The organism is Nocardia sp. NPDC006044 (assembly GCF_042871115.1).
Taxonomy (GTDB): domain Bacteria; phylum Actinomycetota; class Actinomycetes; order Mycobacteriales; family Mycobacteriaceae; genus Nocardia.
This window is the reverse complement of sequence record NZ_JBIAID010000001.1, coordinates 459,324-484,735: the sequence shown is the minus strand read 5'-3', so window position 1 is coordinate 484,735 and position 25,412 is coordinate 459,324. Positions and strand designations below refer to the sequence as shown.

The 25,412-nt window shown below is 61.9% G+C and carries 19 protein-coding genes and 1 pseudogene; 14 read left to right on the top strand and 6 right to left on the bottom strand.

Annotation, left to right across the window (positions count from 1 at the left end; translation table 11 throughout):
- Positions 1 to 56 precede the first annotated feature (56 nt).
- Complete coding sequence (locus ACFYO1_RS02255) at positions 57 to 1,226, top strand: alkane 1-monooxygenase (RefSeq protein WP_387226302.1); 1,170 nt, start codon at positions 57 to 59, stop codon at positions 1,224 to 1,226.
- Here ACFYO1_RS02255 and ACFYO1_RS02250 read toward each other — a convergent pair.
- Positions 1,210 to 1,761 (bottom strand): sigma factor-like helix-turn-helix DNA-binding protein, encoded by a 552-nt coding sequence (locus ACFYO1_RS02250; protein ID WP_387226300.1) that lies wholly within the window; start codon positions 1,759 to 1,761, stop codon positions 1,210 to 1,212. The genes ACFYO1_RS02255 and ACFYO1_RS02250 overlap by 17 nt on opposite strands.
- Positions 1,762 to 2,272: 511 nt before the next feature.
- Here ACFYO1_RS02250 and ACFYO1_RS02245 point away from each other — a divergent pair.
- Positions 2,273 to 3,250 carry a hypothetical protein gene (locus ACFYO1_RS02245; protein ID WP_387226297.1) on the top strand — a complete coding sequence of 326 codons (978 nt, stop codon included), beginning with the start codon at positions 2,273 to 2,275 and terminating at the stop codon, positions 3,248 to 3,250.
- A 30-nt stretch (positions 3,251 to 3,280) separates the two neighbouring features.
- Here the strand turns inward: ACFYO1_RS02245 and ACFYO1_RS02240 are convergent, their stop codons facing one another.
- On the bottom strand, positions 3,281 to 6,691 hold the full coding sequence (locus tag ACFYO1_RS02240) for a hypothetical protein (RefSeq protein ID WP_387226295.1): 3,411 nt from the start codon (positions 6,689 to 6,691) through the stop codon (positions 3,281 to 3,283).
- 156 nt (positions 6,692 to 6,847) lie between these two features.
- Positions 6,848 to 8,104 carry a phosphotransferase gene (locus tag ACFYO1_RS02235; RefSeq protein WP_387226293.1) on the bottom strand — a complete coding sequence of 419 codons (1,257 nt, stop codon included), beginning with the start codon at positions 8,102 to 8,104 and terminating at the stop codon, positions 6,848 to 6,850.
- A gap of 578 nt (positions 8,105 to 8,682) precedes the next feature.
- On the opposite strand from ACFYO1_RS02235, the gene ACFYO1_RS02230 reads away from it, so the two are divergent.
- Genes ACFYO1_RS02230 through ACFYO1_RS02220 form a run of 3 tightly spaced genes read left to right on the top strand, consistent with a single transcriptional unit; the run spans position 8,683 to position 11,581 of the window.
- Positions 8,683 to 9,726, top strand: a complete 1,044-nt coding sequence (locus ACFYO1_RS02230; protein WP_387226292.1) for a Rieske 2Fe-2S domain-containing protein — start codon at positions 8,683 to 8,685, stop codon at positions 9,724 to 9,726.
- Positions 9,723 to 11,120: a cytochrome P450 gene (locus ACFYO1_RS02225; RefSeq protein WP_387226291.1), complete on the top strand. Its 1,398-nt coding sequence runs from the start codon at positions 9,723 to 9,725 to the stop codon at positions 11,118 to 11,120. Before ACFYO1_RS02230 ends, ACFYO1_RS02225 begins: the two co-directional genes overlap by 4 nt.
- Positions 11,121 to 11,122: 2 nt before the next feature.
- Positions 11,123 to 11,581 (top strand): SRPBCC family protein, encoded by a 459-nt coding sequence (locus ACFYO1_RS02220; protein ID WP_387231654.1) that lies wholly within the window; start codon positions 11,123 to 11,125, stop codon positions 11,579 to 11,581.
- A 12-nt stretch (positions 11,582 to 11,593) separates the two neighbouring features.
- On the opposite strand, the gene ACFYO1_RS02215 is transcribed toward ACFYO1_RS02220, so the two are convergent.
- Positions 11,594 to 12,784 carry a cytochrome P450 gene (locus tag ACFYO1_RS02215; RefSeq protein ID WP_387226289.1) on the bottom strand — a complete coding sequence of 397 codons (1,191 nt, stop codon included), beginning with the start codon at positions 12,782 to 12,784 and terminating at the stop codon, positions 11,594 to 11,596.
- Positions 12,785 to 12,983: 199 nt separating this feature from the next.
- Between ACFYO1_RS02215 and ACFYO1_RS02210 the strand changes: the two genes are divergently transcribed.
- The 4 genes from ACFYO1_RS02210 (at position 12,984) to ACFYO1_RS02195 (ending at position 19,195) form a co-directional block, all read left to right on the top strand.
- Positions 12,984 to 15,599, top strand: coding sequence for an ATP-binding protein (locus ACFYO1_RS02210; protein WP_387226288.1), 2,616 nt, complete (start codon positions 12,984 to 12,986; stop codon positions 15,597 to 15,599).
- A 429-nt stretch (positions 15,600 to 16,028) separates the two neighbouring features.
- Positions 16,029 to 16,853 (top strand): hypothetical protein, encoded by an 825-nt coding sequence (locus ACFYO1_RS02205; protein ID WP_387226286.1) that lies wholly within the window; start codon positions 16,029 to 16,031, stop codon positions 16,851 to 16,853.
- A 178-nt stretch (positions 16,854 to 17,031) separates the two neighbouring features.
- On the top strand, positions 17,032 to 17,808 hold the full coding sequence (locus ACFYO1_RS02200) for a hypothetical protein (RefSeq protein ID WP_387226284.1): 777 nt from the start codon (positions 17,032 to 17,034) through the stop codon (positions 17,806 to 17,808).
- An 850-nt stretch (positions 17,809 to 18,658) separates the two neighbouring features.
- A complete protein-coding gene (locus tag ACFYO1_RS02195; protein WP_387226283.1) occupies positions 18,659 to 19,195 on the top strand; it encodes a hypothetical protein in 537 nt (178 codons plus the stop codon).
- A 398-nt stretch (positions 19,196 to 19,593) separates the two neighbouring features.
- Here ACFYO1_RS02195 and ACFYO1_RS02190 read toward each other — a convergent pair whose 3' ends face one another.
- Positions 19,594 to 19,920: a fatty acid desaturase gene (locus ACFYO1_RS02190; protein ID WP_387226282.1), complete on the bottom strand. Its 327-nt coding sequence runs from the start codon at positions 19,918 to 19,920 to the stop codon at positions 19,594 to 19,596.
- A gap of 93 nt (positions 19,921 to 20,013) precedes the next feature.
- On the opposite strand from ACFYO1_RS02190, the pseudogene ACFYO1_RS02185 reads away from it, so the two are divergent.
- The 3 genes and pseudogenes from ACFYO1_RS02185 to ACFYO1_RS02175 form a co-directional block, all read left to right on the top strand.
- Positions 20,014 to 20,208, top strand: a pseudogene (locus tag ACFYO1_RS02185) (SAM-dependent methyltransferase); the annotation flags it as partial.
- Positions 20,209 to 20,266: 58 nt separating this feature from the next.
- Entirely contained in the window at positions 20,267 to 21,523 is a 1,257-nt protein-coding gene (locus ACFYO1_RS02180; protein ID WP_387226280.1) for a methyltransferase, read from the top strand.
- A complete protein-coding gene (locus ACFYO1_RS02175; RefSeq protein ID WP_387226279.1) occupies positions 21,516 to 22,175 on the top strand; it encodes a hypothetical protein in 660 nt (219 codons plus the stop codon). Before ACFYO1_RS02180 ends, ACFYO1_RS02175 begins: the two co-directional genes overlap by 8 nt.
- Positions 22,176 to 22,194: 19 nt before the next feature.
- Here the strand turns inward: ACFYO1_RS02175 and ACFYO1_RS02170 are convergent, their stop codons facing one another.
- Positions 22,195 to 22,743, bottom strand: coding sequence for a DUF4254 domain-containing protein (locus tag ACFYO1_RS02170; RefSeq protein WP_387226277.1), 549 nt, complete (start codon positions 22,741 to 22,743; stop codon positions 22,195 to 22,197).
- A gap of 1,407 nt (positions 22,744 to 24,150) precedes the next feature.
- Here ACFYO1_RS02170 and ACFYO1_RS02165 point away from each other — a divergent pair.
- Complete coding sequence (locus ACFYO1_RS02165; protein WP_387226274.1) at positions 24,151 to 24,786, top strand: hypothetical protein; 636 nt, start codon at positions 24,151 to 24,153, stop codon at positions 24,784 to 24,786.
- Between the two features lie 175 nt (positions 24,787 to 24,961).
- Positions 24,962 to 25,408, top strand: coding sequence for a hypothetical protein (locus ACFYO1_RS02160; protein WP_387226273.1), 447 nt, complete (start codon positions 24,962 to 24,964; stop codon positions 25,406 to 25,408).
- The last annotated feature ends 4 nt before the right edge of the window (positions 25,409 to 25,412 follow it).

Sequence of the window (25,412 nt, the reverse complement as noted above, 5' to 3'; positions counted from 1 at the left end):
CCGTCGAATCAGCTTGTCGTAAGTCAAGCGTTCTCTGACAAGGACTGCAGAACCAGGTGATATACGTAGCTGAAGTCCTGCACGCGCTGAGCAGGAAACCCCGGCGCATCGACCCTAAAAGACATTTGTGGGTCCTCAGTTTGGTTGCGCCGTCGTGCGCGTTGCTGCCGTCACAACTGGTGCTGCGAACCGGCGCCCCGGTGTTCTGGTGGATCGGGCCGATCATTGTCCTGATCGTCGTCCCGGTCTTGGACTGGATAGTGGGCGAAGACGGCAGCAACCTACGCGACGAAGACTACGAGTTGCTGGCCAACGACAGGTACTACCGTTGGTGCACTTTCCTTTTCTTGCCGGTACAGCTCATCGGACTGGTGATCGCCACCTATATGTGGGCCGGCAATGAGCTGAGTACGATCGATAAGTTCGGCCTCGCAGCAACTTTGGGTTTCGTCAGCGGTATCGGCATCAATGCCGCCCATGAACTGGGGCACCGAGTCGAGCGCTTGGAACGTTTGCTGGCAAAGATCGCGCTGGCACAATCCGGGTATGGGCATTTTTACGTCGAACACAACCGAGGACATCATGTGCGGGTCGCCACGCCCGCAGATCCGGCGAGCGCCAGGATGGGCGAATCCCTGTGGGAGTTCTTGCCACGCACCATATTCGGCGGCTTCCGTTCAGCGATCGCGCTGGAAGGCGAGCGACTTGCACGCAAGCACCGCGGCTGGTGGAGCATACATAATCAGATCCTACAAGCCTGGTCGATGACCATCGTCTTGTTCGCCACGCTACTCACCGTCTTCGGTTGGCATGCGTTGCCCTGGCTGTTGCTGCAGGCCGCGATAGGGATCGGTCTACTGGAGACGGTGAACTACATCGAGCACTACGGACTGCTAAGGGCGCGCCGGCCCGATGGCCGATACGCGCGGTGCTCACCGCGCGACAGTTGGAACAGCGACCGACTGGTGACCAACATATTCCTGTTCCACTTGCAGAGACACAGCGACCATCACGCCAACCCCGGACGCCGATACCAGACTCTGCGGAGTTCGGCGCAGGCACCGCAACTGCCCGCAGGCTACGTCACCATGATTATCTTCGCGGCTATCCCACCAGTGTGGCGTCTGATCATGGACCACCGGGTTCTGAACCACTACAACGAAGACCTGGCCCTCGCTAACGTCAAGCCACGCAAGCGATCTCCGGCGCTCACTTGCCGGTCATGAACCCGCCAGTGAAACAGACAGGGGTCATGATGTGACCGCCGTCGATCTCGTCGGGAACGATTCCGCGGCGTTCGGCGACGACACCACGCATGAACGCTGCGGGTAGGAACCGGTCGTGCCGGCAGAGCAGGAACGTCGTCGGTGTCGAGGGCCGACCTCCGACCGACCGGCGAAGGAAAATGGCAACGGCGGCATGGACCGGCGCGCGTCGTCGCACAACAGCTCTGCGATTGCCACGATGTCGGTCCGCTCGTGGGCGGCCATGAAACGCCGCAGCAGCTCTCGCTCGCGGTCGGCAAGAGGGCGTGGCCGTGGCCTGCACGGCGCGGCGATGCGGCAGGTGCTCTCGCAGCCCCGGGCGGGCCCGCTGCAATGCGCTTTTCACCGCGGCCACGCTCATCTCCAGTAGCGCAGCGGTTTCGGCCGCCGACCAGCCGAGCATGTCCCGCAACAGCAGCACCGCCCGCTGGCGAGGCGGTAGATGCTGGATGGCGACCACGAACGCCAACTCGATGGTCTCCCTGGCGATGACCACGCCTCCAGCTCCGCCTCCCGTGCGGCCACTGGCTCCAGCGACCGGTCCGGGTATGGCTGGAGCCCCGGCACCTGCACCGGTCGACCTGCCTGCCCCGGAGTTGGATGCCGTGGATGCCTGCACAGCGGCGAATACCTCGCTATCCATCCTCATCCCAGTCCGTCCAACGCCAGTTCTGACCACCAGCACGAAGCCTGCCACCACCGAGCGCTCTTTTCGTGGCTCTGATTTTCCTGCACCCCGTTCGGTCCTGGGATTTCGGCCGGTTTCCACGGCCAATTCGCTTCCTACAGCACCCGCGGCAGCTTCGGCCTACCTCGCGATGCGTCCAAATCGGGGAACTGGCGAGTGGGCGTATGGATATCATAGGATTGAGGCAGTGGCAAGACAGGTCAGGTCAGGCCCTTCGAGTGACCAGTATTCTTTCCCAGACAATCGAGTACGCAAATATGAAATTACTCAAAAATCCCACATTTGTCAGTCTCCCGAGCCGAGGGCAGCGAGGGTGAAGATGAGCAACGGGGTCGTCGATGTCTTTTGCAGAATCACCAGAGATATCGCAGCGTCCCTGAATTCTGCGGGCGTGCAAGTCGGCAGACGCTGCACAGGTATCAGCGACGGGGCCACAGCCAGCGCGATGCTCAGCCTGGCGCGGGATCTACACCTATCGGAGGACCTTCGCCACTTTCTCAATAACGCCCATATCGACGTCAAGCTATACAATAGCCACAATGCGCACCATTATTCCCATCCACTGAGCGCAGCAGAACAGCATATGCGATCACGTAAACTAGAAGCCGCCATAGCCGGGCGGACAGACATCTTCGAAGAACGTGGCAAGGCCCGCAATTCGGTTCACCGACTGCGGTCCGACGACGGCAACTTTAATATCTACAAACCGATATCCGGCGAGCGCCCCCCCGACTGGTGGCCAATGGGCGCAGGCAAACTAGCGATACGAGAAGTAGCGGCATTTCGCGTCGATGAGTTGTACGGATTCGGTCGAGTGCCACCCACAGCGATGACCGACGGTCCACTCGGTCCTGGATCCGTCCAGCAGTGGGTACCTTCGCGACCTTACCGGCGCGGCGATCTACTGCCAGCGCTCGAGCGCCAGCAGTTGGCGGTCCTTGATTACATCATCGGCAATGGTGACCGCAATTGGCGCAACTGGCGTATCGATATCAAAGGTTCTGCAGTCGCCATCGACCACGGCGTGTCTTTGTTGGACGGAAGCAGACATTACCGCTTTGCGGGCGGTGAAATTAGATATTTGCGAATGAGATCACCATTCGTAGCCGGGTACCTACACAAACCACTCCACGCCGACATTCTGACCCCGGTGAATTCTGATCATGTTTTCATAGCTCTCCACGATCTTAATTTAAACGAACGCAGTATCGACGGGGCCGTAGCGCGACACGAAGAGATCCAGAGAAGAGGAAGTATCACCGGGGAAGCATGGCCCGGCCCGATAGTGGAAAAGTAAGTGCAATGCCTGATACATATCTTTAGAAATTCAATGCGTGACGCCCGACCCGCGGAGCACAGTGACGCCGTTCCATGTGACACCAGACATGAGACGTTCACCGAGAGTAGGTGCACGGCCGCGCCCATCCTGGTCGAACACAGCAAGGTCAGCCAGCTCGCGTGGCGTTGGAAAGCTCTCGATCGGTCCGTCAAACCGGTCGATATTTTCGTTGAGTAATTGTTGCTCCGCAAGCGTGAGGTCTAGGGCAATGAACCGCGCACGAGAGCGAACACTTTCGATAGATTCGTTCAACCGCCCAGGGTCTGCACTCCATTTCGCCCCAGAACGCGCGACAGCACTCCCATAACCCGTTGTAGTGCAATTCTCGATCCGATCGACGCCATTTAGGCGATAGAATTCGAACAATGAAGTCTGTACAACCTCATACAGTGCATCGCCGGGAGCATCTTCACTGATATACGAAGTGTCATCGACAAATATGTTTCCCTGAGCGTCGAACTTTATACTGTGCTCCAGGTGGCCTAAATCCTTATGGGTTGGACCATAGATGTCACCCCATAGAAGAATTTCTTTGATCTTGACCGCAAAACCGCTCGGCAGTGCGGCTTCCTCGTCGAACTTCATCTCCCAGGTCGCTGCATATCGGGGATTGAGATCAAATCCAATCCCGTTCGCGCGGCCTCCCTTCGGTAACATTTCCGCCAGCTCGGAATCATACGGATCGTCGGTACTGAGCAGCCTCCTCAGAATGGAATCTTCGTTCGACTCGCCGATGTCATCGGGAGCGCTCATATCGAACCGCCGAGGCGAGGAATCGCTGTCCGATTGCTGCTGCGTCGTAAATTTGCCCGCCGAGTTCGACGCCACATCGTCGCGCACCACATCGCCGCCATCATGACTGATCACAAGCCAATCACTTTTTTCGAAGAGCAGCTTGCCGAGGTCGTGCCCGTTGCTCCGCAGGCCTCGCAGATAAGCAGGCGAGGGATGTTCAGATATCGGGCCATAGAACAAAGCGAGAGCATCGAGCACAACCCGCCGTTCGGTGCGTCCCAGATCATTCAATATCTCGGCAGCGGCGTGGTGCAGCCGGTCGACCGCAACTTCGTATACGTGGATTGGATCACGTTGCCAACGAATATCAGGCCGCGTAAGCAGCTCCGTGTATCCGCCGCTCAATTCGAGCACGGCCCGATCGACACGGAAACCCGGGATCGCGACGTTATCAGCCCGGGGAGCGTAATAGTCGTTGATCCACGTTTTCACGAACGATTGGTAAACTTCAGAAACCATATCGGGACTATCATCGCCAGTCAGGTTTATTTTGGCGCTGATTCTTCCTTTGCCGTCGAACTCGATCCTTATATTAGGCTTGCAACGCAAACCCCCCGCCGACCCTGCCAAACTTCCTTTGATTTCTATACCGGAGATACGCCCGTTCTGTAAAATTCCGTTGGGATCGGGTTTCGTGATGTATCGCGCGTCGGTCAAGCTGAACGCGACTGAACCGTACCGTCCCGTCATTCCGCCAAGTTCGCGACCAAGCCGCTCGTTTTCAGGTAAAGGAACGGACAAGAGCTCGGGCAACGGCGTTAGCGTGCGCAGGTCGGGGGCAGACGCGTTCGGGTCGTAGGGACGCTGTTCGACGGCCGCCCCGGCGGCGCCAGTATCTGTCGACGCCCCTCCCCCTGGCTTGAGGTCGTCGACGCCAGGTATCAAGTCGCGCGTATCGACCACCGCATCAATCGGACTCCGCGAACGCTGAAATCGAGGCTCCAAAGGCACTTCTGTATTCGAAGGTGGAGACGACGGCTCGAGATGAACTGGCGCATACTTGACCAGAGTCAACGATCTCATTTTGCTCAGCAAGTGCTCCCCTAGGCGACGGTCGTCGCCCTTCAGTGTGGCGATGTCTGCCGGCGATGGACCGACAAGTGGTTGTTGATATCTAGCCGGCTCGAACTCCGCCAACTTGGCCCTCAACAACTCCCGGTCGCTGGAAGTCAACTGCGGAGCGAGCTGGTCAAACGCCCAGACGAACTGTTGGCCGGTCAAGATCGCTTCCCAGTCATGACCGGACCACACATATCGCTTCCGGGAAAAGTCCAGCGCTCCGCCGGGCCAGGCAGTGACCTGAAGTCGATACGCTCCTGCCGTGAATGCATAATGTTCCAGCGCAGCGATGTACGGCTCTTCGAATCGCCTTCCGCGCGCCGTGTCAGTCAATTTCTGCGAATCATAGAAAGCGATGATTCGCCCCTCGCGGTCGTGCTGGAATGACTGGCTGATCTCACCTAGTTGCGCCCCGTGCCGATCGATGACATCGGCATCGAAATAGATATCCTTCCGGTAGAGGTCCATACCGGTGTGCTCATCGACAATCTGTGTCTGACGCCAGGTGGCCTTTCTGATCATGATCCGACAATCACCGAATCGCAGTAGCTCGAGGCCGGACAGATGCATCCGAAGCGCACTGTCTGTCGACGGACTGGTCACCATAAGCTCGTGCAACGGTCGCAGGACAGACAACATACTCCGAGAATCGTATCCGGGTGTATCGGCATGGTCCGCCGTGTGCGTGCCTGCCATACCCAGTGCGAATGAGCTGAGCGCGCCCGCCCAAGTCAATTCGAAGCTACCGGTGATGGGCATGGCTGCCGCCGCACCGGCGAGCAATCCGCCCAACCCGCCGGCTGCGCCCGTCAGTGCCCGCTGGAACGGAATCCCCGACCTGCTCGATAGTGCGACACCGATCAACTGGCCGAATGTCATGCCGCCGAGGACAGATCCACCAGCCTGCGCCGCGGCGAGCGCGATAGATGTGCCGTCAAGGCGATCACGGTCTCCTGCCACGATCTGAACACCTTGGATGCTCGCGTCCAAAGCCGCTTGAAATCCAGCGAAACCGGCTGTCGCGGTCACAGTCAGCACCCCCACGCGCAATGCGCCGGCGGCGGCGGAATTCTGGGCGAGCCTACTGACCAGACCTTCGAGCATCAGAAAGAACTTCTGGCGCGCTTTGGCGATCAGCGGTATCCCCCAGGCGACGAAGCCGCTTGGAGCGAGTAGTTGCAACTGATAGACCGTCATAAGCGCGGAGACGACCATCTCCCACCGAGTCTTGTCGATGTCGGCGGCGGCCTGCCGCAGTCGCTCGCCCTGGGCACGGCAGAATTCACCGTGTGCGTCGAGCTCATCGCAGTATTCCGTTGCGGTGCCGACGATTCCGCTGCTCGTGCTCCCGCTGATCGCACCCAGTGCTTCGACGCCTACCGACCTGACAACCCCGGCGAGACCCGTCAGTTCTGCAGCCGTCTGATGCCAAGCATCTGCCATTCGGTACATCGCGTCGGTGTCCGTCTCCGCTGGAAAGCGTCCACCGAAGAGCGCCTCCTGCAATGGCGCGGGTACGCCCGCCAGAGCCTCCCACACGGTCATGGCGTTACCCCGCGGGGCCGAGCAGAGCTGAACCCGCCGCTGCGGCACTCCCGCCACCGTCGCCCGACTCTCATGAATCGAAGGTTAGGGCTTCCCCATGATTGAGAAATGCCGCCGGCCGGCGCAAGTCCGACGCATCGACGAGACCGGTTCAATTCAGTGCTGACCGAGTACGGCCTCGTTGATCGCTGCCAACTCCGCCAGCCAAGCCTGCTGCCCTCGCTCGATGGATCCGAACAAATTGACCGCTCGTTCGACCTTCTGCAGGCACACCTCGGCATTGAATTTTTCCGGCTCGTCATCGAATCTGTGCGGCTCGGTATGATGCTCGACCCATTCCGCCTGACCATTCACCCAGCGACCGAATATTGTGGGCTCCGTCGGGAGGCGCGTTCCGCTTGCTTCGACATACCCTTTGATACCCGCCAGCAAGAGGTCCGGATCCACGAAGTTCTGTTCGGTGGTAGTGGATGACCCAACCGCGCTTATGAGTTCGTAGACGGCGTTGACATTGTCAGGCCGATCCCAATCGTAGACCGCGATCGAGCCATCCGCGCATTCCATCATGTTCCACGGGCCCAGATCACCATGGCTGAACAATGCCGCGCCCGGCGGTATTGGCTGGTATGTCAGTCGGTGGACCCTCGACAGCAGAGCCGACTCGGAACGTATGCGCGCAGCCGCCTCGGGAGCACGGGGATGGATGCGATCGGCGAGCTCATGCCATCGCGCTTCGGTGAACGGCAGCTTGTTCGGCATCACCTCGCCTGCGGGTGCCATGCGATGGATACCAGCGACCACGCGCCCGACTATTTCGGATCGCTCTGTGGTGCGGGGAAGCTGCTCTAGCCTTCTACCGTCCAACCACTCGTGTACACGGAAATATCTGCCGTCGATCTGTTTCAGGCACTCGGACTCCCCGGGCAGGGGCACGGGCGTCGGCACTCGCCAAAGCTGCGACGGACCACGGTCGGCAATAGGCTTTTCCAACAATCGGAACCCGCTCCGCAGCCGCGGTACGGGAGGGATGGTGTCGGTCGGGCTCGGTATGAAGTGTTTGACGATGAAGCTATTGCGATCGGTATCCATCCGCCAGGCCTCGTTCGCATGACTGCCCGAGACTCGCTCAGGGCGCTTCAAGAGCGTTCCGAGCCGGAACTCTTGGCAAATCCGTTCTGTGAGAACAGGATCCATCGACCCAGGACGCTCGCGCTCGGACACCTCGAACCGAGCGCCGCCAGCACGAAGACCATGACCGACCTCGAGGTCGGTTGCGGGCTCCGATTGGGCAACGTCCTTCAAAGTCCCACTGGTGGAACGAACTTCATCGCCAACCGCACGGGCCGCTCGTTCCGCCTTACGCACCCTCGGCGCCACAAGCTTGCGGAAAAGTCCTGCGATCTTGCCGATCATCGAACGGCCGCTGACGTACACGACGCCCCGGAGACCCACATGGGCGTCGCGGGAACAGGACCGCTATTCAATAGCCCGACCGCAGGTCAGCGGCGCGAACACGAATAGAACCGGGACAGTGGATTACACCCCCGAAAGGCTGCGAAGCTGCCCTACGTACTGATTGAACAACGCCAGACCGATACTGAGCAGCTGTCCGAGATCACCGATGATCATTGTTTCTTCCTTCCTCATGCACAGTTAGACCGTCACACGCGGACAAGTAACAACTGCGCCAGAGAACGAACCTAACAAGATCAATGGCCCCCCGCGCGGAAGCTATTCCCATGATTGGCAAGGGCTGGATACCAGCCTTACAGGCACCGACTCACCGCAGTCATGGAAGATTCCGAGCGGCTATGCACGGTGATATCCGTACGACTGGCACCGGGCATCAGGTGGCCCTCGTATATCGACTACCTATTTCCATTGCCGATTGAGCAACCGCTGCCCGTCCAGTAGCTTTCATCGCGTCATAGCAGGTAGCCGAGAAAGAACTGGCGAAGCTCGATGGGTTCGATGAGATTGGGTAGACGCCGATGACAATCGATGAAGCGGTTCCGCGGTCGAGGCTTGGACAGGCCTCACCGATCTCGCCACTTACGGCAAGGGCTTTGGCCGATGCACCGCCACCTTATCCATACGGCTGGTTCGCGGTCGCTTTTTCCTACGAGCTCAGTGCGGGCGGACTGTTGACCCGACAGTTCATGGGTCGCCAGATCGTTATCTTCCGTACCGCATCGGGCACACTCCGTGCGACCGAGGCCTACTGCCCCCACATGGGCGCGCATTTCGGACACGGCGGCACCGTGGCAGGTGAGGAGTTGCGCTGCCCGTTCCACGGATTCCGTTTCTCGGTCGATGGCCGGTGCACCCATTCGCCCTATGGACCGCCCCCGCCCGCGGCTCGCCTGGGCATGCTCGAGTTACGCGAGGTGTGCGGGGTGGTGCTGGTATGGCACGGGCCGCCTGGACAGGATCCGTGGGAGGTCGAGCCGCCGTCGACCGCGCCCGGCTGGCGCACCATGCGCACGAAAAGGCTTCGCTTCCACAGCCATCCGCAGGAGGTGACGGAGAACAGTGTGGACTTCGGTCACTTCGGCGTATTGCATGGATTCACCGACTCGCGTGTCGTAGAACCGCTGCTCGTGGACGGGCCGCGTCTGCGCACCCGCTACTCCTTCACCCGGCCCGTCCCGATGACCGGCGGTATCGCCACCGAAATCTATATCCGAGTCGACGGATTGGGCTTTTCGCTGGTCGAGTTGGAGGTCGCCGCGGGCTGGGCCATACGCCAACTCGTGCTCACCACGCCGATCGGCGAACGTGAGGTCGACGTCTATGTAGGCACGCAACTGCGTTCTCGTGGCCGTGGCCGCCTCGGCCGTTCGGCCTGGGCACTGCCGGAGGCACTGATCGAGCGGCTCGTGCTCCGCACCGTCGTCGGCGAACTGCGCCGTGACCAGGTGATCTGGGATCACAAGAAGTACCTCGACCGTCCCGCGCTCGCCGCGGGCGACGGCCCGATCGCTCAATACCGCGCCTGGGCGCGACAGTTCTATCCCGAAGGAGTCGAACAATGATCGCGCTCAAACAGTGGGGAATCGCTGCTGCCGCAGCGGGCGCGTTCGCACTCGAATGGTGGTTCCGCCGTCCAGTTCGCACACCGGATGGCACTACCGCCGCGCCGTTGGCGAGAGCCGGCGCGGACAGCATTCCGGTCATCGGTGTGCTGAGCCGGTTGAAGTCGGTGATCACCGATCCCGTCGGCCTGGTGGTGCGCAACCGCGCGCGCTACGGCGATGTCTTCACGCTGCGAGTGCCGAGCATCTACGATTTCACCTTCCTGTTGAGCGGCGAACACTATCAACGGGTACTCAGCCTGCCGACCGATCACGCGGGCATCGGAGAAGTACTGCACCGGGTGCCGACCGTCGGCTATTGGTTCCCACGCGAGCGGACAGGCCCAGAAACCTTGCAGGAACTCATTCTGCTCGGCCGCAGGTTGATGGCCGAGATGCTGCCGGGCACCGCAGTGAGTCACCTTCCGGACACCGTGCCGGGGATCGTCGAACGGCACACCACGCGGTGGTTGCGAACCGTCGACCTGTCCGCGGCCGTACACCCGATCGTGTACGAAGTCACCTGCCGCTACTTCCTCGGCGATGAACTGTGGGACAGACTCGGCGATCGCCTCACCACCTACTACCGACACATCGGTGACGGCATCGATATTCCGCGCACCACCTTGTCCATCACGCCATTTCACTACCTGATGCCCGAGTTCCACGCGACCCGCAAGCTCTACCGAATGATCCGCGACGAGCTGCCCGCATTCGACGATGCGCAAGCTCCGCTCATGCGGGCCATCGACACGGCGCGACTACACGACGCACCGCTGTCCCAGGCGGACCGTCTCTGGATGTTCATGTACGTGCTGTGGAACGCCACCACCTACCCCGGCACCTACACCTACTGGACGCTGATCGACGTTCTCCAACGGCCACGACTACAGGAGGGGCTGCTCACCCTGGACAGTCGCCCGGCGCGGCAGGAACTGCTGAGCAGGTGTCTCATGGAAACCGTACGGATGCATCCCGTCTCATCGCTGATCCGCTATCTCGACAAACCATACGAATTCGTGCACGACGGCAAGACCTTTCACATACCGGCCGGCCAGGCCGTAGGCGTCTTCCCCGGCACCCTCAATCGAGAGGCCCACCGCGTCCCGGACCAGCCCGACACCTACGACCCGGACCGTTACCTTCGCGATCCCGCGCCGAAGGTCGCCACATTCGGCCGTGGCCCGTTCGGCTGTGTCGCTCAACGCTTCAGCGAGACCGTGACGGCCTCCGTAGTGGACGAGTTGCTCCAACGGCATCGATTGCACTTGCTCGCAGAACTGCCTGTCCGGCGCGAGCGGGTACACCAGACCTATCCCGGCAGCCCGACGCCGGCACGACTCGTCAGTCGGTGACAATGCGCATCGTTCCGGTCCGGCACATAGACACCCGAATCGACGTGGCCGTTCCGCCGGACCGAGTGTGGGCGGTGCTGACCGACTTCGCGGCCTACCCCGAATGGAATCCGTTCTTCGTCGCGGTGGACGGTGTCGCCGAACCCGGCGCCGAACTGTCGCTGCACACGAAGTTCTCCGCGCGCCATGCCCCCCGGATCTTCTCGGTGACTGTGTACGTCGTGGAGGCGCCGCGAACGTTGTTGTGGGGTGGTGGTTTTGCCATCCCCCGTTTGGCGGACGGGCGGCACGGGTTCGACTTGTCGCCCGCCGGTGACGGCACCCACGTGCGCCACCACGAACGACTGTCCGGCCTGATCATCCCCTTTGCCGGCAAACAACTCACGGATTTGGAGCATCGCTACCGCGAGCTCAACCAAGCGCTGAAGGAGCGCGCCGAAAGCATCACCCCGTCAGGGTGACACCCTTCGATGTCACACCGGACCACCGCGGAGGGCCACGGTGAGCCCACGAAGCATATAGCTTCCCAGCACGTCGTCGAACGAGACGTGTGGTGGTGAAACCATGTGCACGCCATCCAGTTCGAACAATTTACTCAGGAATACATCCGTCTCCAGCACGGCGATGTGTGCGCCTGGACATCGATGTGGGCCAGTACCGAATGACAGGCCCGCATCGACCGATGGTCGATGCGGCCATACCGTCAGCGGCTGCGGACCTACTGCCTTCTTGTCGATATTGGCGACATCGAGAGCGATGTCGATCAGGTTTCCGGCCGGTATGGTGACCGCTCCCTCACCATCCGGCACCTCGACGGCCGCGGTCGTGCGTCTCCGCAGATTTCCCACTACCGGCTCGAGGCGCAGGATCTCGCGCAAGGTGGCGAGCCGGTCGTCTCGAGGCGCGGCCCGATACTGTCCGAGCATGCCAGCGTCGGTGAACAGATGCCACGCGGCGACATTCACGAATTCACGGGTGGTGATCATCCCAGCCGCCGCGAAGGTCAGGCATTCGCCGACGATCTCGCTGTCGGTCCACCCTTGCTCGAGCAGATGCGAAATCAGATCATCTCGAGGCTCCCGGCGACGTGCCCGGGTCGCCGGACGCACATCCCCGAAATAGACCCGCAGCCAGCTGGAGCCCTGCCGGATCGTCGACCGTATCCCCCGCACACTGGACAGGCCCGGCTCAGCCCGCTGTTCTTCGGGAAAGAACCGATCCAATCTGCGTTGCAGACCGCTGCGACTCTCCGTCAGCCCGACAACCGTCGCCACCACTTCGATCGTGAACGGGAAGACCAAGTCGGACAACTCGATTCGTCCGGCGGCTCGGAACCGATCGATCTGCTTCACGGCGGCCCGATTCATCACGCCGCGATAATGCTCATCCACCCAGCGCGGCGTGAAGTACCGAGCGGTCTGCCGCCGATGTTCTCTATGATCGGCGCCATCCTGATACAGCACCGGCCGGCGAATGCGCTTCGGCAACATCGCGATCGTCTCGACACCGAGCCCGGCCTGCACCGTGTCGGCGCTGCGCAGCAAGATCGTCGCCGCATCGTAGCCACGAATCAACCAAGTGCCGTCGGGGAGCTGTTCGACCGGACACCCGCTGCGTTCGGCGCCACGGTCGACCTTGCGCGCCGGCGTCTGCTCATCGACCATCGGCCACCTCCACGCTCGAGTACACACTCGAACAATCGTTACCCGTGGCATGGGTACGCATCAGGTAATCCTCCGAGAAATCGGCGCAAACCCTCTTAAGGGGCCGGAAGCCGCAAAACCGCTGGCCAGAACTGTTCTCTGTGCTGGTGACCATCATGCTGTTCACACGCGGCACCCTTATGGGGTGGAGGTGTAGAACATGGCAATCGGTACTGACTCGCGAAATTGGGGCATCGGCCGCGTAGGGATTCCCCCGATGGCGACGCACGCCTTTGTCGGTCGTGACCAGGAGCTCGACGAGCTCTGCAGTTTGCTGCTCGGACAGCCACGATTGGTAACCCTGGTCGGGCCGGGCGGGATAGGCAAAACGCGTCTCGCCGCCGAGGCCGTGCAACGTATCCAGAAGGCTCGGCGCACACCGGTGGTTTGGGTGCGATTGGCGAGGTTGGGTACGGACGCACCGGCGACCGCGGTAGCCCAGGAGATCACCCGCGCAGTGCTCGATCAAGATTCCGCCGACAGCTCTGAATGGCTGAGTCTGGTCGACACATTCACCCGGATCGACGCGGTGGGACGCCCCCTGCCGAGCATGCTCGTGCTCGACAACTGTGAACATGTGCTGCTCGGCGCGGGCGTGGTGACAGCGCATCTGTTGGAGGCGATACCCGGCCTCACGATCCTGGCGACGAGTCGTGAACCGATCGGCTGGACCGACGAGCGCATCGTGACCGTCCCGCCGTTGTCGCACGCTCAGGCGGTCGAGCTGTTCCGCAAGCGCGCCGAGCTGACCGGCCATCCGGTCGAGGAAGGGCAACTCCTACAGGCCCGCCAAATATGCGACCACATGCACCGCAACCCGCTTTACGTCCAACTCGCCGCCGGCCGACTGATTCGGCAACCGCTGTCGGTGCTGCTGCACGATCTCACCGGTGGCGTCGACGACCGGCGGACTCGCTGGTCACAGGGCACCCGCATCGGCGTCGACGCGCGCCACCGGAGCATTGCCGACGCCATTGCCTGGTCCTACGACCTATGTCAGGAAAAAGAGCGGCTGCTGCTCGAACGGATGTCGATCTTCGCGGCGGGATGCGACTCGAATCCCGCGGATATCACCGCGTCTCGGCGCCATGAAGGTGGTGTCGATCTTGCCGCGATCAGGTCGGTCTGCGGCGATGACGATACCGCCCCGGCAGCTGCGCTGGCCACCGACGAGATCGAGGACTTGCTGTACCGTCTGGTCGATCAGTCCCTGGTCGCCGTGCAGCGGACACCGCACGCGGTTCGCTACTTCCTGCTGGAGACGATCCGCGTCTTCGCCAGGCAACGCCTGGAACAACGGTCCGCGACCGAACCGCAGCGATTGGCCGCACGACACCGCAAATATTTTCGCGACAAAGTGGTCGCCGCCGCCGAGCACTGGGTGGGCCCGGCTGAACAGGAGTTGCTCGATTGGTCCCGCGCGGAATGGGACAACATTCTGACTGCCATCGAGGGCAGCCTCATCGATCCGGAGGCCGCCGCGCTCGGATTAGAGATCTCCGCCGGCCTGATCGCATTGCGCGGGCCGTTCTTTCGCGGATCGCTACTGGAGACGCGCCGCTGGACCGAACGCACCCTCGCGGTTGCGCGAGGGAGCATTCCGAAACAAAGCGACCTGTATATCAATGCCGCAGCTCTGATCTGCTGGCTCTGCCTGTGCCAGGGCGATCACGAAGCCGCGGCGCGGTTACTGGACGAGTGCGTCGCCGCGTGCACCGGCAGCGCCGACGATGGCTGGCGCAACAAGCCGCACACCGATCCGAACTTGCCGGCCGCAGTCGATTTCGCCTGGGGCGCGGAGCTTTTCATGGCGGCCGGCGATCCGCGGGCAATTCCTGTACTGGCTCGCGCCAGGGAGAAATTTCATCGGCTCCGCGATCGCGGCGGCGAGGTCAGGGCGGAATTGGTCGAGGCCTTGGCCGCGGGCTTGCTCGGGCCCGCTGAACAGGCACTGCACACGACCCGACGGCATCTCGATACCGTCTGCACCGCAGGCGCAGCCTGGGCCCGAGCCAGTGCGGAGACCGCCGCAGCGATCGCGCTCGCCAAACACGGAAACCCCAATGACGCACTGGCATTCACGCGTTCGGCCCTCGAATACCAGATGCATCATGCCGACCGGTGGGGAGCATGGTGGTCCGTGCATGTTCGCACGTGGTGCCTGGCGCGCATCCTGACCGATCTCACCTCATCCGGAAGCGCTGGCCGGGAACGGCTTCGAGCATTGGCCACCGAAATCGCGCGCCTCGTCGGCGGAGCGGCGACACTGCGTGCCGATCTCGGCGGCGATCTGACCACGATCGCGACCTACACAGCCGAGACCGAACGGGCGATCGGTATCGCGCGCGGCGTGCTCGGCGCCGAAAAGTATGCCGCGGCAGCAGCCGACGGCGCCGCGTTGCGACCGGAATTCGCCGAGGTTCAGCGCCTGGCCCTCGGTACGTTGACGCCGGGAACCGCCGCGACACAACCGCTACGCAGAAGCAGCCCGACGCACTGGGCCGACCTCTCCGCGGCCGAACAGCAGGTCGCGATTCTGGCCGCCGCAGGATGGACCAACACCGCGATCGCGGCCCGCCGCGGCAGCGCGGCGAAAACCGTCGATACCCAAATGACATCCATCTTCCGCAAACTGACGATCGCATCGCGCGAGGACATCGTCCGGTTCGTCCCCGAGCACGAAATCCACCATGTCCGCACCGAATCCGCGCGCAAGCCCGAACGTTTCGGCACGCATCGCGTCCCAGCGATCGGGGCCGCACGAGGCGAGTCCTAGTCCTCGGCCGACCCATCCCGTGTTAGGTCTCACAGACCACTTCGCGCCGGCGCCTACCTAGGTAGCCGTGGTTGCAATCCTATGCAGCCACCGATGCGCCGATGTCCGGTGAGGAGCACGCTTGTCGCCGTCTGCATACATGATCAACTCGGCGTAGAAGGCGACGGTGTGGGCCCGATGAGTCAGCTCTTGCAGGTAGTCGGTGCGCTGTTGTTGCTCTGCGGGTTCGTCGCGGCGCAACGCGGAGTCATCACCGATGCCTCCAAGCTGTATCTGACAGTCAACGCGGCAGGCGGCGCGCTTCTCGCTGTGCTCGCGTTTCTCCAACAGGACTGGGGCTTTCTGCTACTCGAGGGCACGTGGGCACTTGTCTCCGCGATTTCGCTCATCGAAGCGTCCAGGTCGGTACCCGCGGGCCCCACACCGACGTTGCCGGCCGCGCGCGCACCACGCTTGCGCGGTACTGAATTGGCCGACCCCCAACAATTGATCAGGCTGTTCCGCGCGACCTACGGCGCGGCGCAGGGTCGGCAGTGGCTGCAAGCGCACATCTTCTGGTGGTCCCTGACCTTCCTGCGTGACAACGGCATTTCTCTCGATCTCGAAACCCTCAGTGATCCGGTACTGGGCCAGAAAGTCGTCGCGATGGCTCTGCCACGCGGCCACGCCGGCGTGGAACCGAAGGGTCAGGCCGAGATGAACTTCGGGCTGTGGTGGGCCATTTTCATCGACGTGGCGCAGACCGTGTTCCGGCAGCGCCGCCGTATGCTGCCCGATCCCGGCCCGGCTCTTCCCGATGCGACATCATTGCGGCTGCGCGCGACGAACCTCGGTCTCCACCAATGGATGTCGAGTGCCACCTTCGAGGAGCTCGCGGGAATCACTGCCGCACTGGAGATGATCGGAGACCGCGAACGCCGAGGCCGCCCAACCGCCGACGAAATCATGACCGAAGTACTGCTACCCGAGCTGTTGCTCACCGAAATGCACTGGCTGCACGCACCGAACGGCCGTACGAACTCACCGGGCAACCCGCGGGCCGACATCGTGTTCCTGCGGCGCTACGCCCGAGCCCGAGCCCGGTGGGCTGACGAACGGCAACTGAACCCGGTCGACCAGATGTATCTACGCGCAGGCGACATACTCGACCACTTCGACCAACTGGACCAAAACGAGCGTCGAGCCTTGAACCTCGATTCCATGCTGAGCATGTACGACGATATTCGCCACGCCGACCTGGCCGTCCCGCGTTGACCAGCAGCACAACAAGTTGCTCGTTCCGAAGACTCGTGTAGTCGCTACTTCCCGGCAGCGGAGATGCAGCACGATGTAGCTATCCGTCCGGGCATCGCTGGTGGCTGCGGGCACCCGCGGCGAGTGACTGGAACCAGCTGGCGGAACACGTGATCTGACCCGCGGGATGGGAGGGGCTTTGCGCACTTTCCATGAGTGGGTTTTGTCAGCCCAGTGGCTGAACCTGCGGCGTGCCGTTGCACAACGACTACATGATCTCAGCCTCGGGTTGGGCGAGTCGATCTATCAGCGAACAGGTCAGCAGCTGCGTGAGGTCTACGCCGAATACGACACCGCAGATCGTATCGGTGGGCAAGCGCTCAAGGCCCGCCGGAGTTTTTTGCCGTCTCCAGCGCCCGATCTCGGGTTGCCGCCGGATCCTCGTCGGATGCATACACTATGGTCCGGTTTGTCGTTGAGAGAAAAGGACCTGCTACACCGCGCCGACCCATTTATCGGAAATCGCAATGGAATCCAGCAGGTCGATCGTGATCATTACAATCGGCAGACCCTGGAGATGCTGCAGGACTGGGCCGACGCGAACGTAGATATCGAGGCCATGGGGCACTATGCGGAAATTGAGAGATTACTACTTGCGCCGAGTGGATCGGGGCGCAGATATCTCTCGTTTGTCGACGACCGATTCCGGGCGGCCATCGCTGTAGGTAATCCAGATACCGCCAGGCATGTTGTGACTTTACCGACGGTCGCCGGACGGAACGCTGACGGGGCATCGGACCTTGTCGAATACGGCGATAATCTGCGAGCCGCAGCCCACGCAATCACCCCAGAAGGCGAAACGTCGACGATCGCGTTGGGGCTGCAAGAACAACAGCTTCCAATCTCGTGTCGATCTGTACGCTGCGCTCGACATCGCCGGGCCGTCGAGAAGCGCCAGAGGGGATCGCCGAAATGATCCTTCCCGTGCCGGTGCTGTGTGCATCCACTGATCCCGAGGGCAGCGTTCGGTCGGCGCGTACTGGGCGAACATGAGGTCGATGATGTGGTCGCCGGAGGTGAGTCGGTCGACGATGGCGGCGCAGAGGCGTGGTTTGCGCAGGTTTAGTACCTTCCCTGGTCGAAAACCATAGAGTTGAATTTCGGCAGCAGCCCGATCTCACGCCAATCCGATTGCGCCTGCCCCCCAGTACCGTCGATGTAGTCGAATCGAAAGATCGAGTGAAAGTGTCCAATAAGCTGGCCAAAATATTTGCGGCAATCACCGATGAGCTTCGTTATGGTCCCCACGGCACTGTTGCTGCCGCAGTCAACGACGCCTCAAATCTTCGACTACTGATAGCGGAGGTCCGTAAAATGACCGACGATGTACCGAATTCTGAGCGAGATATATCGACTCGCCTTGAAAAGTTGCTAACAGCAGTGGAACCCGGTCCGGGAAACGTTCAAGAGACCGACTTCCACTACCGAGTCGTATCCTACGTCTTGCGGTTCCGTTTACTCGGCAGTCTGCCGAGAGAGTGGAGGAGCTACGAAATTTCGCAAGCTGGCAGGCGGAGGCCGCGAACGCTGTCGTTCGCCGCCTACGACGGCTGAACAGTGCACCGACCTCGAAGGACTGGGAGCGAGAATATCGACGCATTGCACAGGATCGATCCAAAAAGACTGCCTTATATCCGAACTCCCAATTGGACACACCGGTTACCGATAGTGACCCAATTACCGATTGGTTTGGACCCCATACTCGCCGTGAGCGCAGCGTCTGGGACTCCGAGACTCGATCATGGACAGGTGGGCAATGGACCCCTTTGAACCAAACCTACGCGGATGTGGCTGAGCGGGCCCTCGCGCGATTTCGCAAGGAAGGAATCACAGGCGACGTGCTTCAAAATACGGTCCAACTCTCGAGCGGCGAGACCGTCAATGGAAACTGGATGGCATGCGGAATGGCACACGAGAGGGCTGCCCGTGAACAAATCGAGCGCAATGTCGCGCGCGGCCTTGATGTCAGCAAATGGTCACCGACTACACACCAACGGGTCGTGACGATCACTGCCACCGAAGCCGATCGGCGCCTGATATTGCAGGACGCTTTTCGGCAACTCGCCGATCCTAAGCCGTTTACTATCCGTACGTGGGCGAATGTCTCCTACGAGCTATTCCAGTCTCCGCAGACTAAGAACGGGTCCGATGCCGTGATCAGAACATTTTTGGCCGCCGCTGGCGAATATCGCATGAGCCGGGTACCGAAATTTCCACACGATATCGATCTGCGTGCAATGACTATGAATCAAAGAGACTTCATAGACTTCATCACTGATTTCGATGATACGTACTCGATTTAGCTAGAACACGTCCATAAATTTGTCAACCCAGGTGTGGCAATCGCCGAAGTTGATCGTGATCATGCCCTAGATCTATGCGACGTGCCGGAGGTATCGGTGGAAGTGCTCGCCGTATTGCGCCTCGGTGACTGCGGCCATCGGCTTTAGGGCCAGGATGGTCGCTTGCTATATGGCACGGTAAAGACTCGCTCCGCTTTGTCCTATAGCTCACCGCGGTTCAGCACTTCGCGCGCTGATGTCAAGAGTTCGTTGCCGATTAGGACATATGCCGCTCGTCAGGACATGGACATGCTCGCCACATTCAGACTGCACGGCACCATCGGTCCGATCCACTGCGATACCACACTCACCGACAAATAGCCCACGGTATACGCGCCCAACAATGTCGCCTCCAATGCCTACTGCGTAGTAGCCCACCGCGCCACCGCCCAGATACTGGCGAAATGCAGGCCGCCAGCTTTGAGCAATACCATCGGGAAAAACAACCAGGTTTGGCGGCGGAAAATCAGCCGCCGGATGCCTCGGTCGGCCCGCGCCCGATTACCAGAGTGAGCCAGCACACCCATCACTTCAGGGTCCGCGCCCTCTGTGTTGGGGTGGGCGTGGTGTCGATTGTGATTGCCGGTCCACCATCCGACGCTCACCCCGATACCGAGATCCCCACAGATCAGGCCGAACAGGTAGTTGATGTGTCTGGGCCGGAAGATCTGCTGATGGCCCGGCATCGTGGCCAAGGAAGGTGAGCTGGGCGAAGACCGCCGCTACGCGGCGCCCAGCTGCCACCATGAGTCGCCGATGAGGGCGAACGCTGTCCACCCAGCCGCCTTGTCGCGAACTGGGACGACTGCATCGCCGAGGTAGGCGAGGCCATCGCGAAGGTCCTGGACATGTACATGGCCGGATTCCGCCTCGGTTTCGAACGCAATGTCGTCCAAGTACACCAAGTGCTCGCGGTAAAGCTTGGCAAGCGTGGGAACGCCTTGGTGCCACTGCACCCGTGGTGGGAGCCATGACGGTTCGGGTCGCTGGCCAGCAGTGACTTCCCAACCGCGAGAAGGAGACTCGTCTGCGGTGAGAATCGCGTCACACGGTAGCCGAACACCTGCCAGTCGGAGGAGCAGCGTAATGCCACACTTGGATGGTTCAACCGCGAACCAGACGACCTCTTCGATGGGCGACGGTGGCGAACCAACCGACACTCCGGTCGCCCACCAGCGGCGCGAGCTCCTCCTGATGCGAGTCTTCCAGAGCCAAATAATGGGCCCCGTGCTGCGGAAGTTCGCCAACCCACTGAATGTTCTGCAGGCGGGGATGACATTCTGGTCTTCGCGCGTGGTCCTGCTTGCGGTCGAGGACGGGCTGTTCACCGAACTGGCGGCGGGCCCGCTCGCGAAGAACGACCTGATCGCGAAGCTCGGCTGGCATCAGCGCGCGGCCGGGCCCGTCCTCGACGCCTTGACCGAGATCGGGCTGCTGCGCCGCCGGCGGGACGGGCGCTACGCGAATTCCCGGCAGGCGGCGCTGTTCCTGGACCGAGGCAAACCGAGCTATGTCGGCGGACTGCTGGAACTCTCGAGCAAGCGGCTGTACGAACTATGGTCCGGGCTAGATCATCTGCTCCGGACCGGCGGCCCGGAGGCCGAGGAGGAACGCGGCGACAACGAGTTCTTCACGACTCTCTACCGCGATCCAGTGGCACTGGAGAACTTTCTGTCCGGCATGACCGGGATCTCCACGGGCGAGGCGATGCTGATCGCGGCTCGTTTCCCGTGGAAACACTTTCGTACATTCGTGGACATCGGCAGTGCGCAAGGAGCGCTACCGGTCCGGGTGGCACTCACCCATCCGCACCTCAGCGGTGCCAGCCTCGATCTAGCCGCTGTGGGACCTGTTTTCGAGGCCTATATCGCCTCCTTCGGACTCAGCAGCCGAATCCGGTTCATCTCAGGCAATATGCACGTCGGCCCCTTGCCGACTGCGGATGTCATCTGCTTCGGGCATCTGCTGCACGGCTACAGCGAAGCCACGCGATGCGAGTTGATCAGCAAGGCTTACGCCGCACTGCCGGCCGGCGGAGCGCTGCTGGTCTACGACGCCATGGTCCGCCCGGGCCGACGAGACAATCTCACCAGCTATCTGTCGAGCGTGAACATCATGTTGGAGACACGGGAAGGCTTCGAAGCCACCACGACGCAATGCATCGGATGGCTTCGAGATGCCGGCTTCGTCGATATCGAGCAGCGCCATCTGATCGGGCCGACATCAATGGTGTACGGCCGCAAGCCCGGGCATCTGGCCACGAACTCGACAGGAGAACGCCGTGCCTGATACCGAAGCCGCCGTGCAGCAGTCCGCGTCCCCGGATTGGGTCGAATGGTCGGTCGAATTGCTTCGACGCCTTGCCGGACGGCTCAACGACGCGACTCTGGCGGCGACGCGCTTCCTGCTCAGCGCGAGGGAACGTGCGGCCCTGGTCGACGTCCTGATGGAGCAGCTCGCGCGGGACGGCGTCGGACTCGATGACCACGAGGGCCGATTGCTCGACCGAATGATGTTCCAGCCCAATGGGTTGCGCGAGCAGATACCGAAAGTCGCCGCCACCGACACCCCGTGGTATCGCTTCGTTCCGGATCTCGGGCCACAGACCGACCCGTATAACGTCGACCACGTCCTGCGGTGGGCCGCATGCGATCCGGAACATCGGGCACGCACTCTGTACCAAGCGCGACGGATACCGACAGGTTCCGGGTCCCCGTTGCCACAGGGCCGAATATATGTCTTGGAAGTTGTGGAAGGCGCTGACGTCAGTACCATTCAATCGTCGGTGCAATACACCCCGGGTGCGGTAAGCGTCGAAGTGGTCGCCGAGGGCGAGCGACTACCGCCATATCAAGCCGCGGCCCGATCCGCCGGCGTCGCGATTTGGACCGGCAAAGCCCGGGAAACCTCATCCGCGCGGGACGGTTCGGACGACCGATGAACGTGCCGTCTTGCCCGGTCTACTCCTTGTCGCCACTAGTCGACGTTGCGCTGCAGGGCGCGGGCAACCGGCGCGCTCCGGTGACAACTGCCGCCGCGAGATCGTTATACCCGTCGACCAATTCCGCGAGGTGATACCACGCGGCGTGCACCGAAGGTTCTGCCATGCCCGCCGAACGATCCAGCACGGCATCCGCGCGCACCTGCGCCGCAGCGATCCGGTCGATCACCGATCCCAGTGTTTCGGTATGCACCGTTGCGCCGCGGCGGTGTTGCGGCACAAGGCGTTCGATCCACAAGTCGATCGAGTGGACGAGACCATCGCGTGCACGGTTGAACGCGGGCTTCGACGTCAGGTTGTCGGGATCAGCCGCCCGATGCAAGTCGGCGAGTTCACTCGCCCACCGAGCCAACGGGTGCCTGTCGGCACGGTTACCCCGGATCGAACTCAGCAGTTCCGCGGCGGTCAACAGAGGATCGATGCGATGCGCCGATGTGCCCTCCACCATGAGGCGGCGCCGAAGTGGAAAGTCTGTATATGCATTGTTCATGACGACACCACCATTCACAGCGCCGTAATCGGCGCCCTGATTCTGCTACCGGCCCAGCCGACCTACTCGCGAATCAGAGGTGCACTGAGTCCAACCGGTGGAACAACAAAATCCAGGCTACGAGCCATGATGCGGCCGATTGTTCCCACTGCCGGGAAATACACCGTCGATGCGGCAAAATCTGTTGTCGTTTCAGGTTATTAATGGAACCGAGGTCGAAATGACACCCGGGCACGGTTAAGTACCGACTCGATATACCGAGCATTTCCCAGCGCCGAGAAACGCATCGGCTGTTCGCGTGCGAGAATGCCCCATAGATGGCTTTCGGAGCGCGGTGCGCGACCAGGGGTGAGTATGCTGTGGATCGATCCGGATGGGCTGCGGGCCAACGGAGCCAGGTTCCAGGACCTCGGCCGGCAAGCCCGGCGAACGTTCGAGCAGCTGCGGTCCGCCCTCGCCCAGGAAGGGCGATGCTGGGGCGACGACGAAACAGGCAAGGCATTCGAGCAGACCTATAAGCCGGACGCCGACCGCGGGCTCGCGGCCTTGCACCAGCTGGCAGAGGCGCTGCACGACTTCGGATACCACATCACGACCGCCGCCGCGGATTACGAACACCAGGACCTGGCAAACGCGACTCGGTTACAGAATCCGGAAGAGTCGGGCCGCGGGCAGTCGTCACCCGAATTCCAGGGGCGATCACCAGCAGACCCTGCCATGCCGATCAGCCGAAATGCCCTCGCGCCAAACCTTTTCGCAAGACGACCGGCCGAATCGGCCAATGCCGCGCAGCCAGAACCCTTTCGGCCGCAGGCAATTTCGAGTACCGCCAGCGAAAACCCTGGCTTCGACCATGGCCCCGCCTCACCGACCGCGGTCCGTCCTGACGAGAGCGGCGCCGCCACCGACGCCGGACCGATCGCGAATCCATCTCAGCCGGACGAACACCCGCTGATCGCCGAATCGACCAGTTCTGTTCCGATGTCGGCAGTGGCACCGGCCGCGACCGCGACACCGCCTGCCGACCCCGTTTCGTTCAGTAGCCGACCGAGATCAGCCAACCCAGCAGCGGCTCGAGACACCATCGAGTCGAACCGACAGCCCGCGGCAACCCCATGGGATTCGCGTGCCCGGCCCACGATCAGTGCGGCGGCGGACCGTAGACCACCCCAGAGTCCGTGGACGTCGACTGGCGAGTCCCCGTGGCAGTCTGCCCGGCCATTGGCTCAGACCCGACGGAACCATGGCGATCAACCCGAACGGCACGGCAGCCGAAGGAGCAATCGGCTAGCGGTAACGGCGCCACCCGGCACGCGTTGGCCGGGGCATTCGGTCGACAAATTGGCAGTCGCCGCCAACGCTTTTGCCGCCGAGCACGATCTAGCCGTAGCAGGGTTCGACACCGCGGAACTCGACGAATCCATCGTGCTGGAATTCCTGGCCGCAATCGAGACCGTGCTGCGGACATGTCCGCTGGTCCACCTTCGCCGGGTCGCGATCGATACGCTCACCGACGGCGCGGTGGTCCGCGCACGGCCGACGCGAGACAGCCCCGGTGCCGCGCATTCGCCGCAATGGTCGATCGTCCTCAATCGTGCGATCGCAGTGCACCCGAAGCTGCTTGTAGAGAAGATCAGTCAGGAAAAGAGTTCCGGATCGATGATCGCGGGGTCAATCGAACGTCCGGTATATGCGAGAACTGTGTGCGAACTCGGCGCCGTACTCGACGTATCTGGAGGCATGCTTGCGCGCAAGGCCGCGCAACGTCGCCTGATCGCCGAGTACCTTCGTGGACGCACCGGCTACCGGCACACCAGTTTGAGCCGTGTCGTCGGCGGCTACAAACAGTGGCGCGATCAGCTGTGCGGCCATAGCTTCGAACACGGCCGCTTCGCCTCGGCCAAGGCGGTCAGCTGGGCCTTCGCCGACGTCGTCCTCAATGACGCCCGTGCGACGGAACCCGCGAAGGTGCTGCACGGATTTCTCATCGATGCCGCGATCCACGTCATCGCTCAAAGCCGGAAAGCTAGTAACTCCACGTGCTCGCCACTACCTACGTAACTTCGGATCGATGGAATGGTCCCGTGCGGATATCTGACAGAACCGCTGGTGAGGCGACCGATCGCGGCGGCGGGCGGAGCACGAGGATCTACCGATGTCCGGCGGCTACCTAGCGGAGAACCCTTGATGAGGTAAGTCGAAACTGCCGAGCAGGCCGGATTCTTGCGAGGAAATCATGTCCGCACCCGCCATCCAGACCGTGCACGAGGTGTGCGCGCGGTATCACGCCGAGAACGGGTTCGACACCGCGGTCGACGAGCACGATCACATTCTGCTGCGCACCGGTGCTACCGATGGCATCCTCATGCCCGCCGCACTGGCGGAGCGGGTCGAGGTCGAACTGATCCGGCGGGACATGGCCGCACCCATCATCGTCAACACGAGAACCGACCTGTGGATGCTGCTTACCCAAGGCGCCAGCCACGCTGACCGCTCGGTAGCCAAGTTCGGTGCGCTGTATCGCTATCGCGCGATGATGACAACCATCGGTGCGTTGATCACCTTGCCGGGCCCCGGCGACGAGGTTCGGCACTGGCACGCGAAACCCGTCGGGCGCCGCAGGCCTTCGTTCAATGCCTTGGCGGACATCACTTTGCGAGTGGCGCACGTGCTTGCCGCCTGACCCG

What these genes read in the sequence shown, in the direction of transcription:
- ACFYO1_RS02160 (WP_387226273.1), top strand. Translation starts at nt 24,962, where the DNA reads ATGTCCGCACCCGCCATCCAGACCGTGCACGAGGTGTGCGCGCGGTAT.
- ACFYO1_RS02210 (WP_387226288.1), top strand. Translation starts at nt 12,984, where the DNA reads ATGGCAATCGGTACTGACTCGCGAAATTGGGGCATCGGCCGCGTAGGG.
- ACFYO1_RS02190 (WP_387226282.1), bottom strand. Translation starts at nt 19,920, where the DNA reads ATGCCGGGCCATCAGCAGATCTTCCGGCCCAGACACATCAACTACCTG.
- ACFYO1_RS02220 (WP_387231654.1), top strand. Translation starts at nt 11,123, where the DNA reads ATGCGCATCGTTCCGGTCCGGCACATAGACACCCGAATCGACGTGGCC.
- ACFYO1_RS02225 (WP_387226291.1), top strand. Translation starts at nt 9,723, where the DNA reads ATGATCGCGCTCAAACAGTGGGGAATCGCTGCTGCCGCAGCGGGCGCG.
- ACFYO1_RS02230 (WP_387226292.1), top strand. Translation starts at nt 8,683, where the DNA reads ATGACAATCGATGAAGCGGTTCCGCGGTCGAGGCTTGGACAGGCCTCA.
- ACFYO1_RS02245 (WP_387226297.1), top strand. Translation starts at nt 2,273, where the DNA reads ATGAGCAACGGGGTCGTCGATGTCTTTTGCAGAATCACCAGAGATATC.
- ACFYO1_RS02235 (WP_387226293.1), bottom strand. Translation starts at nt 8,104, where the DNA reads ATGATCGGCAAGATCGCAGGACTTTTCCGCAAGCTTGTGGCGCCGAGG.
- ACFYO1_RS02215 (WP_387226289.1), bottom strand. Translation starts at nt 12,784, where the DNA reads ATGGTCGATGAGCAGACGCCGGCGCGCAAGGTCGACCGTGGCGCCGAA.
- ACFYO1_RS02240 (WP_387226295.1), bottom strand. Translation starts at nt 6,691, where the DNA reads ATGACCGTGTGGGAGGCTCTGGCGGGCGTACCCGCGCCATTGCAGGAG.